The following is a 14,552-nucleotide window of genomic DNA, read 5'->3' as shown; positions in this document are numbered from 1 at the left end:
TTAGGTTTGCCAAATTTTGTGCCGAGAACTCGGCGTGGAGGTTAATATGACAGAGAGATATGAATTGAATAAAAATCTTGCTCAGATGCTAAAGGGCGGCGTTATCATGGATGTTGTAAATGCCAGGGAAGCGGAAATTGCACAAAAAGCAGGTGCAGTGGCAGTAATGGCTCTTGAAAGGGTTCCGTCCGACATAAGAAAAATGGGCGGAGTTGCAAGAATGTCAGACCCGAAAATGATTAAAGAAATTCAAGGTGCGGTATCAATTCCCGTAATGGCAAAGGTTCGGATAGGTCATTTTGCAGAGGCACAGGTTCTTGAGGCCTTGAATATTGACTATATAGACGAAAGCGAGGTTTTAACCCCCGCAGATGAAGAATTTCACATAGAAAAGCACAGCTTCAAGGTTCCCTTTGTCTGCGGAGCAAAAAATCTGGGAGAAGCTCTGAGAAGAATCGGAGAGGGTGCCTCCATGATAAGAACTAAGGGTGAGGCCGGTACAGGAAACGTAGTTGAAGCTGTCAGGCACATGAGAACCGTAACTGCAGATATCAGAAAGGTTCAAAGTGCCTCCAGGCAGGAGCTGATGACAATTGCCAAGGAATACGGTGCTCCCTATGATCTTATATCATACGTACATGAAAACGGCAAGCTTCCTGTAATTAATTTTGCCGCAGGAGGAATTGCCACACCTGCTGATGCCGCACTTATGATGCAGTTAGGCTGTGACGGAGTATTTGTCGGTTCCGGAATATTTAAATCCTCTGACCCTGCGAAAAGAGCTCAGGCAATTGTTAAAGCAACTGCCTATTTCAATGATCCTCTTATTGTTGCAGAGGTATCCGAAGAGCTGGGAACTGCAATGGATTCACTCGATGTGAGAGAATTGTCCGGAAACAGCCTGCTTGCTTCAAGAGGATGGTAACCCTTTACTATTTCTATGAATCTGTTTTTGTGAAAGGAATTTAAGGTATGAAAAAAATAGGTGTCCTGAGCTTGCAGGGTGCAGTTTCGGAGCACATTGACAAGCTTGGGAATTTTGAAGGCATACAGCCCTGTGCGGTTAAATATAAGCATGAAATCGAGGCTGTTGACGCTTTAATTATTCCCGGCGGTGAAAGCACTGCAATTGGCAAGCTTTTGTCAGATTTCGATCTGTCCGGTATTATAAAATCAAGAATTCTGGCCGGTATGCCTGTATGGGGAACCTGTGCAGGTATGGTTATCCTTGCGAAAAAAATCCGCAATGATGAAAGACGCCATCTCGAGGTTATGGATATTGAGGTTATGCGTAACGGCTACGGCAGACAGATAGACAGCTTCTCCACTTCTGTCAGGCTTACTGAAATATCCCAGGGCGAAATACCTCTTGTGTTTATACGTGCCCCGTATGTGGTGGGTGCTGACTCAAAGGTGAAGGTTCTGCTGCGTATAAACGAAAATATCGTGGCTTGCAGGCAGGACAACATGCTGGCCACCTCCTTCCATCCCGAGCTGACGGAGGATTTGAGCTTTCACAGGTATTTTGCCGGTATGTGTGGATAGTCCAATTACCACCGCCTGAAAAAACTATATATATCATCCCGATATTTTATCATGCGGAGGCTTGAACCGTAATTGACTTTTTACCGTTTCTGTCAAAATAAAACTCATGGCTAAATCAAAAGCAAGCCATGAGTTTTGCAACTTGCCTGTAATTTATTTGCTGTTTTGCATATCTTCAATATTTGTCAGCATGTTATTTATAGCATCAATATTAGGTGAATTGAGTTCCTTAGCCTTTTGCAGCTCTTCCTTTGCCTTGTCCAGATTATTAGTATCCTTTGTGTTATAGTAAATAACACCAAGCATAAAATGTCCATGCTCAGGGCTTAATTTTATCAGCAGGTTTGCATGCTCCTCGGCTTCGTAAAACTTTGCACTGCCCTGGGATAATTCTGCCAGACATAAGTTCCACAGTGTCTGAGTTTTTATGTCATCATTTATTTTCATTTTAAGCAGCTCTTCGGAATGCTCCTCACTCTCATTATATTTGCCCTGAGAATACTCTGCCGTAATAAGGCTTGATAAGACACTGATTTTTATCGAAGCACTCTTTGGATTCTGACTCAGAATTTGTTCCGCCAGCGTCTCCGCTTCCGTATAGCTGCTCTGCCCGTTATAGCTCTCCAGCTCTGCAATTTTGTTGAAGTATTTGTTTTGCTCATTGCCAAAGCTGTAGTAGACTCCTCCCAGCATTACAGCAGCTAATAAAACAAGCGCGGCAATTCTTAATATTTTGTCCTTTGAGGTTTCTTCCTTTGAGGCATATACTACCCCGGTAGTTAAAAAACCTCCTACAAGCCCTCCCAGATGGGCACTGTTGTCAATTCCCGCATTCATAAATCCGTAAACAAGATTCACCACCAATATGGTTACTAGATTCGCACCGAAGCTGCTTTTCATAAGCGAAGGCCTCTTTATCGCAAAAAACAGCATAGCTCCCATCAGTCCGAATATGGCACCCGATGCGCCTACAGATGCGTTTGGTGAAAAGGCAAAGCTGGCAACCGACCCCATAAGACCTGCCGCGAAATAAACAGCTGTCATTTTTATATGCCCGAACAGCTTTTCAACCTGTGTTCCAAGCAAATACAAGGAAAAGCAATTAAGCAGAAGGTGTACCTCATTTGAATGCAGAAACATGGCTGAAATAAATCGCCAATATTGTCCTTCCATAATAAGAGAATTTACCTTTGCACCATAGGGAACCAAAAGATTTCCATATGTTTCTCCGGTTTTCAGGGATAGGAGCCTCAAGGCCAGCCACACAAGTACATTTGCAGCTATCAGCCCATATGTGACCCAAGGTGTTTTTGCCTTGAGCTGGATTTCAAAATCCTTCTTTCTCTTTTCCAACAGTTTGTGGATGTCTTCCACAGAGGTTTCTTTTTGTTCAAGTCCTTTAGAAAAAAACTTCTTCACCGACCTGACAATATACGCATCAAAGGCTGGTTCATTAAAATGCTTCCGGACACTTTTTGAGGATATGTATACAGAAATGCCTTTTAAGAACTTTTTATCAGGTATAATATCCTTCTGCCCGTTTTCTATAATATTCAGCTTCTCATCACCGGGTTCCTTATCAAACAGAAACAGCTTAAAAATATATGCATTGCCGCCGTTTATATTTTCCAGCATAGCCGCGCCGTTCTGCATTATACGCATAAGCTGTTCATCCTCATATCTGTCTGCATCAATAATTTCAAGGAATACCGTCGCCCCCTGATAAATACGGATTAAAGCCGCAGCTTCGCCGCTAAAGTCCAAGGATTCAGCATTTGAATTTATCAGATTGAAATAATTTTTCTCAATGAAATATTTAACTAAAGAATTTACGAAATTTGTTTTCATTATAATTAAGACTCCTAACTAAACCGGTGCGAAATAATTCCAACACACTTGTTTATTTTATGTAATACCGTACCGGCAGCATAACCGCACTTCCTCATATTATATATTTTTTTAGAATATGCTGCTTTAAAATATATTTTATGTTTTGATATTATGCTTAAAAGCATAAATTGCAGCTTGTGTCCTATCATTTACATCCAGCTTTTTAAATATATTTGATATGTGATTTTTAACCGTCTTCTCGCTTATATACAGTGTCTTGGCTATCTCCTTGTTAATCATGCCATCCGCAATCAATTTCAGCACTTCAATTTCTCTGTTTGTCAAATTTTTTGTAATTGAGCTGTCCTGTTCTATAAGTGTTATTCTGTTCAGCTCCTTAACCAGCTCACCGGACATATTCGGCTGTATGTATGTCTGATCATTATAGACATTTCTGATTGCCTCTATCAGGACAGAAGATTCCGCATCTTTAAGAACATATCCTTCACAGCCCAGCTGTATGGTTTTAATCAGATATTCCCTATCCTGATGCAGAGTCAAAACAATTATTTTGCAGTTGCTGTTCTCTTCCTTAAGTATTTTTATTGCTTGCAAGCCATTTAATACAGGCATGTTTATATCCATTAAAAGAACATCAGGTTTTTCGCTTCTGGCAAGGAATACTGCCTGTTCTCCATTAGCCGCCTGTGATATAACCTCTATATCATCCTCAAGCTCAATAATAGTTTTCAGGCCTTGCCTGACCATAGCATGGTCATCAGCAATCATTACTCTAATTTTATTCATTTGTCAGGAGCCTCCTCTTCATTTATAAGCGGTATTTGTATTTTTATCCTTGTTCCTTCTCCTACTTCAGATATGACTTCAAATTCTCCTTCAAGCAGCGCCACTCTCTCCTTCATGCTGTAAAGACCAAATCCTCCGTTTAGACCTGAACTGCTTTTTACTTTATTTATACGTATAGTGGTTGTATCAAAGCCTATACCATTATCAAATATGTTAATGCTTAACCTCTTATCAATGCGCTCTAAAAGTACGGATGCGGAATCTGCCTGTGAATGCTTTAAAATATTATTCAAGGCCTCCTGAACTATCCTGAATACAGTAAGGGAAATAGCAGGTTTCAAATCCACATTAATTTTTCTGATTTTTAATGCGACATCAATGCCTGTGTCCTCCTTGAAAGACACAATATACCTTTCCAAGGTTGGCAGAAGACCCAAATCATCCAGTGCCATAGGCCTGAGATTGTAGATGATTTTTCTGACTTCCTGAAGGCTGTCTCTGGTAATTGTCTTTAGATTTCTCAGCTCTCCCTTTGCTTCATTTATATTTTTATCAATTAGCCTCTCACATATTTCGGCCTTGATTACAATATTTGACATGGATTGAGCCGGTCCGTCATGTATCTCACGTGCAAACCGCTTTCTTTCGTCCTCCTGAGCCTCAATAATTCTGATTCCCAAGTACTGCTTCTGCTGCAGATTATCCAGCTCCTCCCCTGCATCCTTTAAATCACCTCTCAGATATTCGAGGGCTATTCCCACATGACCTATTAAATTATCTGCACGCTTGAGGGTCTTTGTAGAATCTCTGATTCGCAGCTCTATGTCGTTTCGCCTTTTAATCAGAAACCTCTCCTGCTCACGCCTCACAGCAAGCTTGACAAGGATATTATCCGCATCCTGATATGCCTTTTCCAGCTCACCGTGACTATATTTGTTAAAATCCCTGTTAACATCAAACAGCTTTTTCTTACTTTGCTTCAAGTCGTGTTCCAGATTCTCAATCTCACTAATGATTTCAAAAACCTCTTTTTTAAGCATACTCAACTCATCCTCAAGCCTTTTCCTATCCAGCCTTGAGTTCTCGGCTATTTCAATTATTTCCTTTTTGCCCAAGTCAAGTGCATTAATTGCATCATTAATAATTTTATCCATTTCGATTGTATTATGTTTATAATTCAGCATTTTTATATCCACTTTCTGTAATCTTTTAAAAAGCAACTAAAGCTGTGCAAAGCAGCCAGCTTAAAAGCTTAATTCGCCTGAAAAACGATACACACCAGCCAGATATTTTATCGTGCGAAGGCTTGAACCGTAATTGACTTTAGTCAACAAAATACTCCTTACCCGCCATGATATTTATAGGTATATTCTACCTAATAACTCAATTGTCTACAATACATTTCTTCATAATTAAATACAATATAGTATATCATATATTTTTATTGAAAATTTTATCAAGATAAACAAGCAGAATAAAATAAAAAACCCGCTTGTAAAGAAGTGGGCTTTTTGGTGCGCCATCACGGGTTCGAACCGGGGACACCCTGATTAAGAGTCAGGTGCTCTACCAACTGAGCTAATGGCGCAAGGCTTATAAAAATTAAAATAACGTATCTGAGGATTAACCTCAAACAATAATGAGCAATAAGAAACCTTTGAAATTTAAGACTTCAAAGGTTGCCTTAATACATACTGGTGCGCCATCACGGGTTCGAACCGGGGACACCCTGATTAAGAGTCAGGTGCTCTACCAACTGAGCTAATGGCGCATGTAAATGTGCTTTATGACATCTCGTCTGAGCACTTTTACATTATAAGAGGTAAGTCAGGCATTGTCAACACTTATTTTAAAATTTAAATAAAAAATGGATAAAATTATTCACTTATTTTCAACAGAAATCTGGATTTTACAGGGCAGCTTAAAAACTCGTCCTGTACAGGGGAATCACATTGATAACCGGCACCTCGTACGGATGAATCTTCTTTACAGCCTCAATTGTAATATCTGCCTTTTCACTCAGACAGGTAACTTCTACCTTTAACTCAGTTTCAGAGCTTAGAGCAAATTCCTCGCCAATATATGGGGTACTCCCCTTCAGAGGCCGCCAGCAGCCTGTAACCCTGCTGTATGACATACAGCTACAGCTGTCATAGTCTCCTATATGTCCGGCATCCACGCTCTGCAAAGCCTCCTGCAGCCTTTGCAAATGAGCCTCCGGAATGAAAATTTCAAGCTTGCAGTATATAAAGCTGCTCATGTCTTGTGCCATAGTCTTTGTATCAAATTGAGCCACTATTTAACCTCAACTCCATTTCCCAAGCCTGCCTCATATTTGCAGCCGACTTTAATATCATTCCACATTATTCCACACCCTCCATCCATTTTCCTTCAATTAAATAAAAAACACCCTCGGGTGAAGGCGTTTAAAATCAATATTAACAGCTTACCATATTACTTCAAGATAAATCTTGTCTGCCAATAACGACCATCCGTATATAACATGATACTTGTTGTCATATAATTGTTTTATGTCTTGATGATTATCGACATACTCAAAAAGCATATTTTTAATGATTGCACTCTCTATGGAATCCATTTGGCTGAACAATGCCTTATAATCCTCCGCTGCCAGCAATACAGTCTTATGCTCTCTTTTATCGCTGTCAGCTATACTTATATAAAGAGACTGAAGCTTCCCGTCTATAATAATTTGAGCCTTGTTTAAGGAATCGGCATATTTCTCCGAGGCAGCTAAAATTTTATTCTGAAGCTCCTGCTTATCGGAAAATTCTTTTTCAAGCTTTTCCCTTCTCTTTTTTTCTTCTATCTCTTTTCTTCTGACCTGTGCATCCTTTAACTCCGGCATAAGTCTCCTCCTTAATAAAACTGCTTTTTCATGGTCAATTGCTATGGCTAAAGGCAACAGCAATTAGTTTTACAGCAAATATAGTATTATTATATCCTTTTTATATATGAATTGATATTATTTATTTATAATTTTTTAAAACTCATATCCAAACGTCAAGATGAAAAAGCAAATAACAGCAAGGGTATAACAACACCTAAAACAGTTAATATAAGCCAAAATATCAAAATATTTTTAATCGTATTCTGCTTGCTGTTCATATCTTCTGTTTTTTCCAGCAGCTTTAGCAAAACAATATTATTCAGCTGCAAATCCGTCAGCTGGGGCGGTATCTTTCTGTAAAAGCGGTATTCATATAGCCCTTCAGGCTCATAGCCATACTTCCCAAATGCCTTTTCTCCGCTGTCCGGTCCTAATGCATTCAGCCTTTCCTGCTCTTCCTCAGGCAAATATTCTTTCTCAAACAATCCATATTTCTCGTAAAACTGTTCAATATTTTTATTCATATTAATCCCCTTAATCCCCCAAAGTCAATTACTGCTCAAGGTCTTTCCTCTTGTCCCATCACATTAAAGAATTCCGGCAACCGCCCTGACCATACAGGAATCTGACTTGACTTTTATTGGAAAGGCCATTAGCTCAAAGCTTTCGCCATCATTAATCTTGTCAAGATTAGTAAGATTCTCCAAAATCAAAATTCTGTGACTAAGCAGATACTTATGCGCCTCAAAAGGAAATCTGTCCGGTGACGGCATATCAAAGCCCACCATTTTAATATTATTTGAAGCCAGCATTTCACAAAAGGACATGTCCAGAACAGGATGGTTCAGGTAGTATTCCTTCTTGCCGTAGCAGCTGTCCATACCGGTATGAAGCAGGACAATATCCTTTCCTTTTATTATGTCAGGGTATTCATCCCTTATCCTTATTATGCTTTCATTATGGGAACGAATAATGCAGCCCTTGCCGCAAAAGTGCTCCAACCCGATATCACATATATGCTTATTCACATCAAGCATATGCATTGGCCCGTCCACATGAGTTCCCGCATGCATTTCAGTTTCAAGCCGGTGATTGCTATAATGGTCTGTGCCGTATATACGCGTTTGTTTCAGCCTGACACCGGAATCCCCGGGGTACACAGGCATACCGTCTTCAACAGGCTGTGATAAATCAATCAATTTCATATAAAATTTCTCCATTTTTTGTTAAGTATATCACAGTATTTATATACCTTGTACAATATCGGCAAAATTACATTAGCCGCCAAGTCTCATTATATATGGATACTCATTTACTCCTTGTTTCCTATGTCTGCAATAATGCTGAAAACACCAATAGAAACTGCGCCAAGGCAAAATCCGCCCAATACGTCACTTGCATAATGTACTCCCAAATAAATCCTGCTGAAGCCAATCAACAGTATCAAGCCGGAAAGCAACGCACTTACAGGATACTTCCATCTTGTTTTAAAATTTGTCCAGCATAAATAAATAAGAAAACCATAAAAGCTCATGGAAACCATAGAATGCCCGCTAGGAAAGCTATATCCTCCAATATCAATAAGTTTCAGTATATCCGGCCTGTGTCTCTGTATTATTTTTTTCAATCCTTCATTGAGCAATGCCGCAAGCATAAGATTTATAACAATCATTGAAGCATAGAAGGAACACTTTTCATCCATAAAAAAGAAAACTATAAGAATAGCAGCCGCAGTCAGCAAAAATTCCGTAGAGCCAAAGAAAGTTATAAGCTTCATAATTTCTGTCAAACCTGGTGAGACAAGCCTTGAAATCCTTTGATATATATAGCTGTCAAATCCGACAGTATTTTGATTTATAACAGCCTTCATAATAAAAGCAAATAATACCGCCGGTAATCCTATTGTAAGCAAATATCTGAGTGTTTTCAAAAAAATCTCCTTGTCAGATAAATTTTCAGAAGTTATCATAGGCAAAAGCTCTTGTATAATCAAATATAATAATATTATATTCAAAAAAAAGAATCCAATAACCCGACTTTAATATTCCGGCTTTGGACTCTTATTTATTTATAACTGAAATTACATTTAATTTTAATAATTCTTTGCCAGCAGTTGGAAATAAGCCTGCGGATGGTCACAAACAGGACATTTTTGAGGCGCGCTCTGTCCGACATGAACATGTCCGCAATTTGCACACTGCCATACAACCTTTTCGCCCTTTATAAATACAGCATTTCCTTCAACATTTTTTAATAATGCAAGATATCTCTCTTCATGCTCTTTTTCAATTTTTGCAACGCCCTCGAATAAACGTGCGATATTGTCAAAGCCTTCTTCCTTTGCTTCCTTTGCAAATTTTGCATACATATCGGTCCATTCGTAGTTCTCGCCAGCCGCAGCATCCTTCAGGTTTGTGGCAGTATCGGCAACTCCGTCATGCAAAAGCTTGAACCATATCTTTGCATGCTCCTTTTCATTATGTGCAGTCTCGGTAAACAATGCGGCTATTTGCTCATATCCTTCTTTTTTAGCCTTGGATGCATAGTATGAATACTTATTGTGTGCCATGGATTCACCGGCGAATGCCGACATTAAGTTTGCCTCTGTTTTAGTACCTTTTAAATTACTCATTATAGTAATCCTCCTTATTTAAATTGAATTTTATTAGTATTAAAGTCATCGGTTAAAGAACCGATGATATAGACCGATAGTTTATACTTAAATCTGAAAGCCTCTTCCTTGCGGCACATGTACTTTCAGATATTTATTTGAAGGCTTCAGCCCTTACTGACATTAATACTATACCACATAATCCTGATATTAAAACACATTAATTTTCAAAAATTATTAATATGCTTGTATTTCAGGAATACTGCTCTATTTTTTATTATTTTTAATATATAAAAAGATTATATACAAATGATAATTTTACGTTATAATATTAACAGGTATTAATTGTAACTTCAAATACTCATATCCTAGAAATGCCGGAGGGTAAATATAATGGATAAGCTGGTTTATAAAAAGGTCTCGGATTCTAAGACCGAGCAGATACAAATACTTATGCCGGAGCATATAAACGGCTTCAACCGACTGTTTGGCGGAAAGCTTATGGAATGGATTGACGTTGTTGCCGCAGTTGTTGCCCGCAGGCATTCCAATCATAATGTAACTACTGCTTCCGTGGATAATCTTCAGTTTAAGTCAGCCGCATACATAAACAGCACTATATTTTTAAGCGGTCAGGTTACTTATGTAGGAAAAACATCAATGGAGGTACGTGTAACCACTTATGTGGAAAACCTGAACGGCATACGCCAGATGATAAACAGAGCGTATCTGGTTCTTGTTGCCCTTGATGATAATGACAATCCTGTACACGTTCCCGGTCTTGTTCTTGAAACAGATGAAGAAAGGCTCGAATGGGAAGCAGGCGAAAAACGCAGGGAGCTAAGAAAGCAAAGAAGGCTTGGGGCATACTAAAGGCTTTCAGCCGTATATTGACAATACTGCTATTGATTACTTTAGCAATTCTCCTCAAATAAATAGCTTAACATCTTTTCAGTATTGTTTAAAAACTGCTTTGTAATTGTATAATGCTCTGTATTCTCATATACCGTAAGCCTTATTTCACTGTCATTAAGTACAAATATATCGGCATTCGGATATGCAAGTAAAATCGGAGAATGCGTAGAAATTATAAACTGGCAGTTCTGCTTCTCCAATTCATTTATTTTAACCATAAGTGACAGCTGTCTTGTAGGTGACAGCGCTGCTTCAGGTTCATCGAGTATAAACAGGCTGTTGCCTCTGAATCTGTTTAAAACCAGAGACATAAAGCTTTCGCCATGAGACTGGTTGTGAAGGGATTTGCCGCCATAATTATCAATAAACCTTTTTTGAGTGGATATCCTGATATCCTCCAGCCTGTCAACCTCTGTCGCAACGTTATAAAAGCTCTCCGCACGCAGAAAGAAGCCATCTCTTGGGCGTCTCACACCTTTCACCACAACTATGCTTTGATGCAGAGGCGAATGTGTTTCCTTCGAGGCAAAGTTAAAGTTTCTTGTGCCTCCCTCAGCATTAAATCCCATATTTACCGCAATGGCTTCAAGCAAGGTGGATTTTCCTGTGCCATTCTCCCCTACAAAGAAAGTAATCTTTTTATTGAGCTTCAGTTGATCGAGATTTCTGATAACAGGCAAAGAAAAAACATAGCTGGATCTGTCGGCTATATTTTTCTGCAGCTTAACTCCGGTAATATACATATCCTCAATCAATTTTACATCTGCCTCCGGTCATATTCTCTAAATAGAAATCCCTTCCCTATATTTATTTCCTCAACATGATTTTACGGCTTAATTTCATTTCCTGAAACCTATTATACACCAATAATTTCTCAATAACAAGAACAAATGTTCCAGAACATATATTCCGGAACGTTTGCTCCCTCTTGTTGCTCCCTGCTTTTAATTTTGATTGACAGCCGCTTATTTATTTAATTTCTAGCCTTTAATTTATTTTACAAATATGCAATAATTAGCTTGTAATAATACAGAATTAAGTATATATTTTGATAGGAGATGTTTTCTGTGAATACCGAACTTCTTGAAGCTTTAAAAAGAAGCAGCAATATAGTATTTTTCGGCGGTGCAGGCATGAGCACCGAATCCGGTATAGCTGACTTTCGTTCCCGGAACGGTCTGTACAAAACCTCCCAAGGCTATGAATATCCACCTGAAACAATGCTCTCACACAGCTTTTTTGTTTCACACCCCCATGATTTTTATAAATTTTATAGGGAAAAAATGATTTTCAGGGATGCCGTCCCCAATGCCGGTCATATTGCACTGGCTAAGCTTGAAGGCACAGGAAAACTGAAAGCAGTTATAACCCAGAATATCGACGGCCTTCATCAACTGGGAGGCAGTAAAAAGGTATATGAGCTGCATGGTTCCATTCACAGGAATTTTTGTACCGAATGCCATGCTTTTTTTGATCTGGACTTTTTAATAGACTCGGAAGATATCCCTCTCTGCACTCATTGCAGAGGTATTGTCAAGCCCGATGTGGTTCTGTATGAGGAGGCTCTGGATGACAACGTCATAAACGGTGCTGTCAGGGCAATTCAAAATACCGATGTTCTTATCGTTGGAGGAACCTCTCTGGTTGTTTATCCGGCTGCCGGTCTGATTAACTATTTCAGAGGCAGCAAGCTTGTTCTAATCAACAAAAGCGTCACACAATATGATTCAAAAGCCGATATAGTAGTTCATGAACCTATCGGCAAGGTTTTAGGTTCTATCGCACATGCTTTAAACCTGTAACATACATATATAAAATGCCAATTGACTTTTTTACAGATTGATAAGCATCTTGGCAAGTATTCTGCCCAGAACAGCCCCTCCAATACAGAATACAATACTCAGAATTATATTTAAAACAGATAAAGCGGTATTTCCGCTCTGGTAAAGGTTGATTGTCTCAAGACTGAAGGTGGAGAAGGTGGTGAATCCCCCTAATATTCCTGTGGTTAAAAACAACTGAAGCTTCTTGTTATCCGGAAATTGAACCATCAGTATTTCTGTCAGCAGTCCGATTAAAAAGGAGCCCAATATATTTATAAGCAAGGTCGAAACAGGAAAAGCACTTGTATTATATCTATTTATAAATATCGAAAGCAAATATCTTGAGGCCGCACCTAAAAACCCTCCGCAGCCTACAGCTAATACATTAAGCATAATGCAGCTCCTCTTAGCAGGTAATTCTTACCGGAGATATGGAACAAATTCCAAACCCAAACCATAATTCCTCCAAAGTAGTTTGTATTTACACTGCCTGCTTTAGAGGAATTATATCAAAATTCATGGTTAGAGTCAATTACTATCGGCTGAGGAACCGATTCCATCTGAATATTTTATGTCTGGGAAATCCAGATATACCTTCAAAGAAAAGCTTAGAACCTGCGGGAACTATTCTTTCTTGTCAAGATTTTCCCAAATCCCTGTGTAAGGGTCATATCCACAGTCTTCTGTACAGGCGCACCAGTCCTTGCTGCTGTCGCTTCCCTGGGCTTTTGGTCTGCAATCATAGCACGCATAACGGTATTCGCAATCCTTACATTTTTTCACATGATCCTTGGTTGTGCTCCAGCACCTTTTCAGGGCCGAGCCCTTAAGTATATCCCCCAATGAAGAGGCAAGTATATTTCCGCAAACCTCATTACGTGCGAAAATACAGGGAATTACATCTCCCGTTGAGGTCACAGCAATTTTCCCGGCAAGACAGTTATGCTGCTTACGTGCTTTCCAAAACTCCTCGTAACTTGTATAAAACGGTGGCTTTATCATAGGGATTTTAAACCTTTCAGGCAAAAGCTCCTCATCGTCTCCTCTTCCTGTAGGACGAACAACATCAAGTTTTGTAGTCTCAACGCCTAAGTCCTCAAGCAATTTAATTATGTTATCGGCTTCATTCTCATTTGCCTTCATGATAATCGATGCAATTCGAAGGGGAATGCCTTCGTCTAATATTTTTCTCACAGCATTCATCGTTTTCCTGAAGCTCCCCTGATGTAATGTTACCTTATCATGAACTTCCGCATTATCCGCATATATGGTTGTTGCAACATTCACCTTTTGCTGCTTAAAAAATTCTATACAGGAATCATCAATCAATGTGGCATTTGTAAAAATCTCAATAAATTCATAGCCCTCTTCATTTGCTTTTATCACCAGCTCCCTCCATCCGGGATAGAGCAGAGGTTCTCCCCCGATAAGCTGTATGGAGGCAGCACCTTCCCTATGAGCCTCACTTATAAGGGACATCCAGTGGTCATGTGTTACTTTGTCGTCATTCCTGCAGGCGTCACTGGAACTGTAGCAATGAAGGCATTTATTATTACACTTCGAGGTCAGCTCAATCCAGAGAAAGGACAGCTTTTCATCCTCATCCTCAGGCTCTGCCTGTTTTTTGTTTTTCGGCTTATAGATATAGGCAGAGCCCAGCCCCGTATATGTCAATTGATCCATGAAATCCAGCACATTCTTGTTATGAGGCGAATTAATATCTATAACATCCTCAACTGATTTATTCCTGCATTCGTCCAGTAATTTTAAAGCATCCTGATTAATTGAAAAAACCTTTCCTGACTGAAAATCATATATTGCTCCCCTTAAAGCTCCTCTTACCAATTGACAGCTGTTATTCAGTCTGTAATACAAGCTATCCCCCCCAAATCTGATTTATATGTCTTAGAACCGTATATTCCGTTGCTGATGGACTATTTCACTCCATACCTGTTTTCAGAGTGGAAAAATTTATGGCTTTTCCACTCTGAAAAATATTAATTCAACTAGCTAATAAATACGATATACGCTTTTATGGCGCACAGTTTGGCGGACAATTTCTGGGCGGGCACGGCTGGCACTGACTCGGCGGGCACGGCCAACACTGGCTCGGCGGGCACGGCATACACTGTCCCGGCGGGCATGGCCTGCACTGGCTCGGCGGACACGG

General features: G+C 39.5%; 16 protein-coding genes and 2 tRNA genes. 4 read left to right on the top strand and 14 right to left on the bottom strand.

Annotated elements, in window-relative coordinates:
* The first annotated feature begins 46 nt into the window (after nt 1-46).
* Together pdxS and pdxT are read left to right on the top strand one after the other, a co-directional pair.
* Nucleotides 47-925, top strand: coding sequence for a pyridoxal 5'-phosphate synthase lyase subunit PdxS (gene pdxS / locus LY28_RS13395; protein WP_110462695.1), 879 nt, complete (start codon nt 47-49; stop codon nt 923-925).
* 47 nt (nt 926-972) lie between these two features.
* On the top strand, nt 973-1,545 hold the full coding sequence (pdxT, locus tag LY28_RS13390; RefSeq protein WP_110462694.1) for a pyridoxal 5'-phosphate synthase glutaminase subunit PdxT: 573 nt from the start codon (nt 973-975) through the stop codon (nt 1,543-1,545).
* A gap of 153 nt (nt 1,546-1,698) precedes the next feature.
* Here the strand turns inward: pdxT and LY28_RS13385 are convergent, their stop codons facing one another.
* From LY28_RS13385 to rbr, 11 genes are all read right to left on the bottom strand, one after another.
* Nucleotides 1,699-3,393 carry a rhomboid family intramembrane serine protease gene (locus tag LY28_RS13385; RefSeq protein WP_110462693.1) on the bottom strand — a complete coding sequence of 565 codons (1,695 nt, stop codon included), beginning with the start codon at nt 3,391-3,393 and terminating at the stop codon, nt 1,699-1,701.
* Between the two features lie 138 nt (nt 3,394-3,531).
* Complete coding sequence (locus LY28_RS13380) at nt 3,532-4,182, bottom strand: response regulator (protein ID WP_110462692.1); 651 nt, start codon at nt 4,180-4,182, stop codon at nt 3,532-3,534.
* Complete coding sequence (locus LY28_RS13375) at nt 4,179-5,366, bottom strand: sensor histidine kinase (RefSeq protein ID WP_110462691.1); 1,188 nt, start codon at nt 5,364-5,366, stop codon at nt 4,179-4,181. The genes LY28_RS13380 and LY28_RS13375 overlap by 4 nt, the downstream gene beginning before the upstream one ends.
* Before the next feature lie 328 nt (nt 5,367-5,694).
* Nucleotides 5,695-5,770 (bottom strand) — tRNA-Lys (locus LY28_RS13370).
* A gap of 107 nt (nt 5,771-5,877) precedes the next feature.
* Nucleotides 5,878-5,953 (bottom strand) — tRNA-Lys (locus tag LY28_RS13365).
* A 150-nt stretch (nt 5,954-6,103) separates the two neighbouring features.
* On the bottom strand, nt 6,104-6,442 hold the full coding sequence (locus tag LY28_RS13360; protein ID WP_110462719.1) for a YqfO family protein: 339 nt from the start codon (nt 6,440-6,442) through the stop codon (nt 6,104-6,106).
* A gap of 186 nt (nt 6,443-6,628) precedes the next feature.
* Nucleotides 6,629-7,051, bottom strand: coding sequence for a hypothetical protein (locus tag LY28_RS13355; RefSeq protein WP_110462690.1), 423 nt, complete (start codon nt 7,049-7,051; stop codon nt 6,629-6,631).
* Between the two features lie 155 nt (nt 7,052-7,206).
* Nucleotides 7,207-7,557, bottom strand: a complete 351-nt coding sequence (locus LY28_RS13350; protein WP_110462689.1) for a hypothetical protein — start codon at nt 7,555-7,557, stop codon at nt 7,207-7,209.
* 63 nt (nt 7,558-7,620) lie between these two features.
* The gene (locus tag LY28_RS13345; RefSeq protein WP_110462688.1) at nt 7,621-8,238 is read right to left on the bottom strand and encodes a cyclase family protein; all 618 of its coding nucleotides are present in this window, start codon (nt 8,236-8,238) and stop codon (nt 7,621-7,623) included.
* Between the two features lie 107 nt (nt 8,239-8,345).
* A complete protein-coding gene (locus tag LY28_RS13340; protein ID WP_165835567.1) occupies nt 8,346-8,963 on the bottom strand; it encodes a phosphatase PAP2 family protein in 618 nt (205 codons plus the stop codon).
* A gap of 162 nt (nt 8,964-9,125) precedes the next feature.
* Nucleotides 9,126-9,665, bottom strand: a complete 540-nt coding sequence (rbr, locus tag LY28_RS13335; protein WP_110462686.1) for a rubrerythrin — start codon at nt 9,663-9,665, stop codon at nt 9,126-9,128.
* 372 nt (nt 9,666-10,037) lie between these two features.
* Here rbr and LY28_RS13330 point away from each other — a divergent pair, with 372 nt between their 5' ends.
* The gene (locus LY28_RS13330; RefSeq protein WP_110462685.1) at nt 10,038-10,517 is read left to right on the top strand and encodes an acyl-CoA thioesterase; all 480 of its coding nucleotides are present in this window, start codon (nt 10,038-10,040) and stop codon (nt 10,515-10,517) included.
* A 41-nt stretch (nt 10,518-10,558) separates the two neighbouring features.
* Here the strand turns inward: LY28_RS13330 and LY28_RS13325 are convergent, their stop codons facing one another.
* On the bottom strand, nt 10,559-11,302 hold the full coding sequence (locus LY28_RS13325; protein ID WP_110462718.1) for an AAA family ATPase: 744 nt from the start codon (nt 11,300-11,302) through the stop codon (nt 10,559-10,561).
* 315 nt (nt 11,303-11,617) lie between these two features.
* Between LY28_RS13325 and LY28_RS13320 the strand changes: the two genes are divergently transcribed.
* Nucleotides 11,618-12,361, top strand: coding sequence for an NAD-dependent protein deacylase (locus LY28_RS13320; protein ID WP_110462684.1), 744 nt, complete (start codon nt 11,618-11,620; stop codon nt 12,359-12,361).
* Between the two features lie 30 nt (nt 12,362-12,391).
* On the opposite strand, the gene crcB is transcribed toward LY28_RS13320, so the two are convergent.
* A complete protein-coding gene (crcB, locus tag LY28_RS13315) occupies nt 12,392-12,775 on the bottom strand; it encodes a fluoride efflux transporter CrcB (RefSeq protein ID WP_110462683.1) in 384 nt (127 codons plus the stop codon).
* A gap of 231 nt (nt 12,776-13,006) precedes the next feature.
* A complete protein-coding gene (locus tag LY28_RS13310) occupies nt 13,007-14,257 on the bottom strand; it encodes a radical SAM protein (RefSeq protein ID WP_110462682.1) in 1,251 nt (416 codons plus the stop codon).
* Nucleotides 14,258-14,552 lie beyond the last annotated feature (295 nt).

Origin of the sequence: Ruminiclostridium sufflavum DSM 19573, assembly GCF_003208175.1 — a bacterium.
In the GTDB taxonomy this organism is placed as follows: Bacteria; Bacillota; Clostridia; order Acetivibrionales; family DSM-1351; genus Ruminiclostridium; species Ruminiclostridium sufflavum.
This window is presented reverse-complemented; position numbering and strand designations above follow the sequence as displayed.

Bases quoted from the DNA above. Each gene is read 5' to 3' on its own strand.
- LY28_RS13360 (WP_110462719.1), bottom strand. From the start codon at position 6,442: ATGAGCAGCTTTATATACTGCAAGCTTGAAATTTTCATTCCGGAGGCT.
- pdxS (WP_110462695.1), top strand. From the start codon at position 47: ATGACAGAGAGATATGAATTGAATAAAAATCTTGCTCAGATGCTAAAG.
- pdxT (WP_110462694.1), top strand. From the start codon at position 973: ATGAAAAAAATAGGTGTCCTGAGCTTGCAGGGTGCAGTTTCGGAGCAC.
- rbr (WP_110462686.1), bottom strand. From the start codon at position 9,665: ATGAGTAATTTAAAAGGTACTAAAACAGAGGCAAACTTAATGTCGGCA.
- crcB (WP_110462683.1), bottom strand. From the start codon at position 12,775: ATGCTTAATGTATTAGCTGTAGGCTGCGGAGGGTTTTTAGGTGCGGCC.
- LY28_RS13355 (WP_110462690.1), bottom strand. From the start codon at position 7,051: ATGCCGGAGTTAAAGGATGCACAGGTCAGAAGAAAAGAGATAGAAGAA.
- LY28_RS13345 (WP_110462688.1), bottom strand. From the start codon at position 8,238: ATGAAATTGATTGATTTATCACAGCCTGTTGAAGACGGTATGCCTGTG.
- LY28_RS13350 (WP_110462689.1), bottom strand. From the start codon at position 7,557: ATGAATAAAAATATTGAACAGTTTTACGAGAAATATGGATTGTTTGAG.
- LY28_RS13375 (WP_110462691.1), bottom strand. From the start codon at position 5,366: ATGCTGAATTATAAACATAATACAATCGAAATGGATAAAATTATTAAT.
- LY28_RS13320 (WP_110462684.1), top strand. From the start codon at position 11,618: ATGTTTTCTGTGAATACCGAACTTCTTGAAGCTTTAAAAAGAAGCAGC.
- LY28_RS13325 (WP_110462718.1), bottom strand. From the start codon at position 11,302: ATGTATATTACCGGAGTTAAGCTGCAGAAAAATATAGCCGACAGATCC.
- LY28_RS13385 (WP_110462693.1), bottom strand. From the start codon at position 3,393: ATGAAAACAAATTTCGTAAATTCTTTAGTTAAATATTTCATTGAGAAA.
- LY28_RS13330 (WP_110462685.1), top strand. From the start codon at position 10,038: ATGGATAAGCTGGTTTATAAAAAGGTCTCGGATTCTAAGACCGAGCAG.
- LY28_RS13380 (WP_110462692.1), bottom strand. From the start codon at position 4,182: ATGAATAAAATTAGAGTAATGATTGCTGATGACCATGCTATGGTCAGG.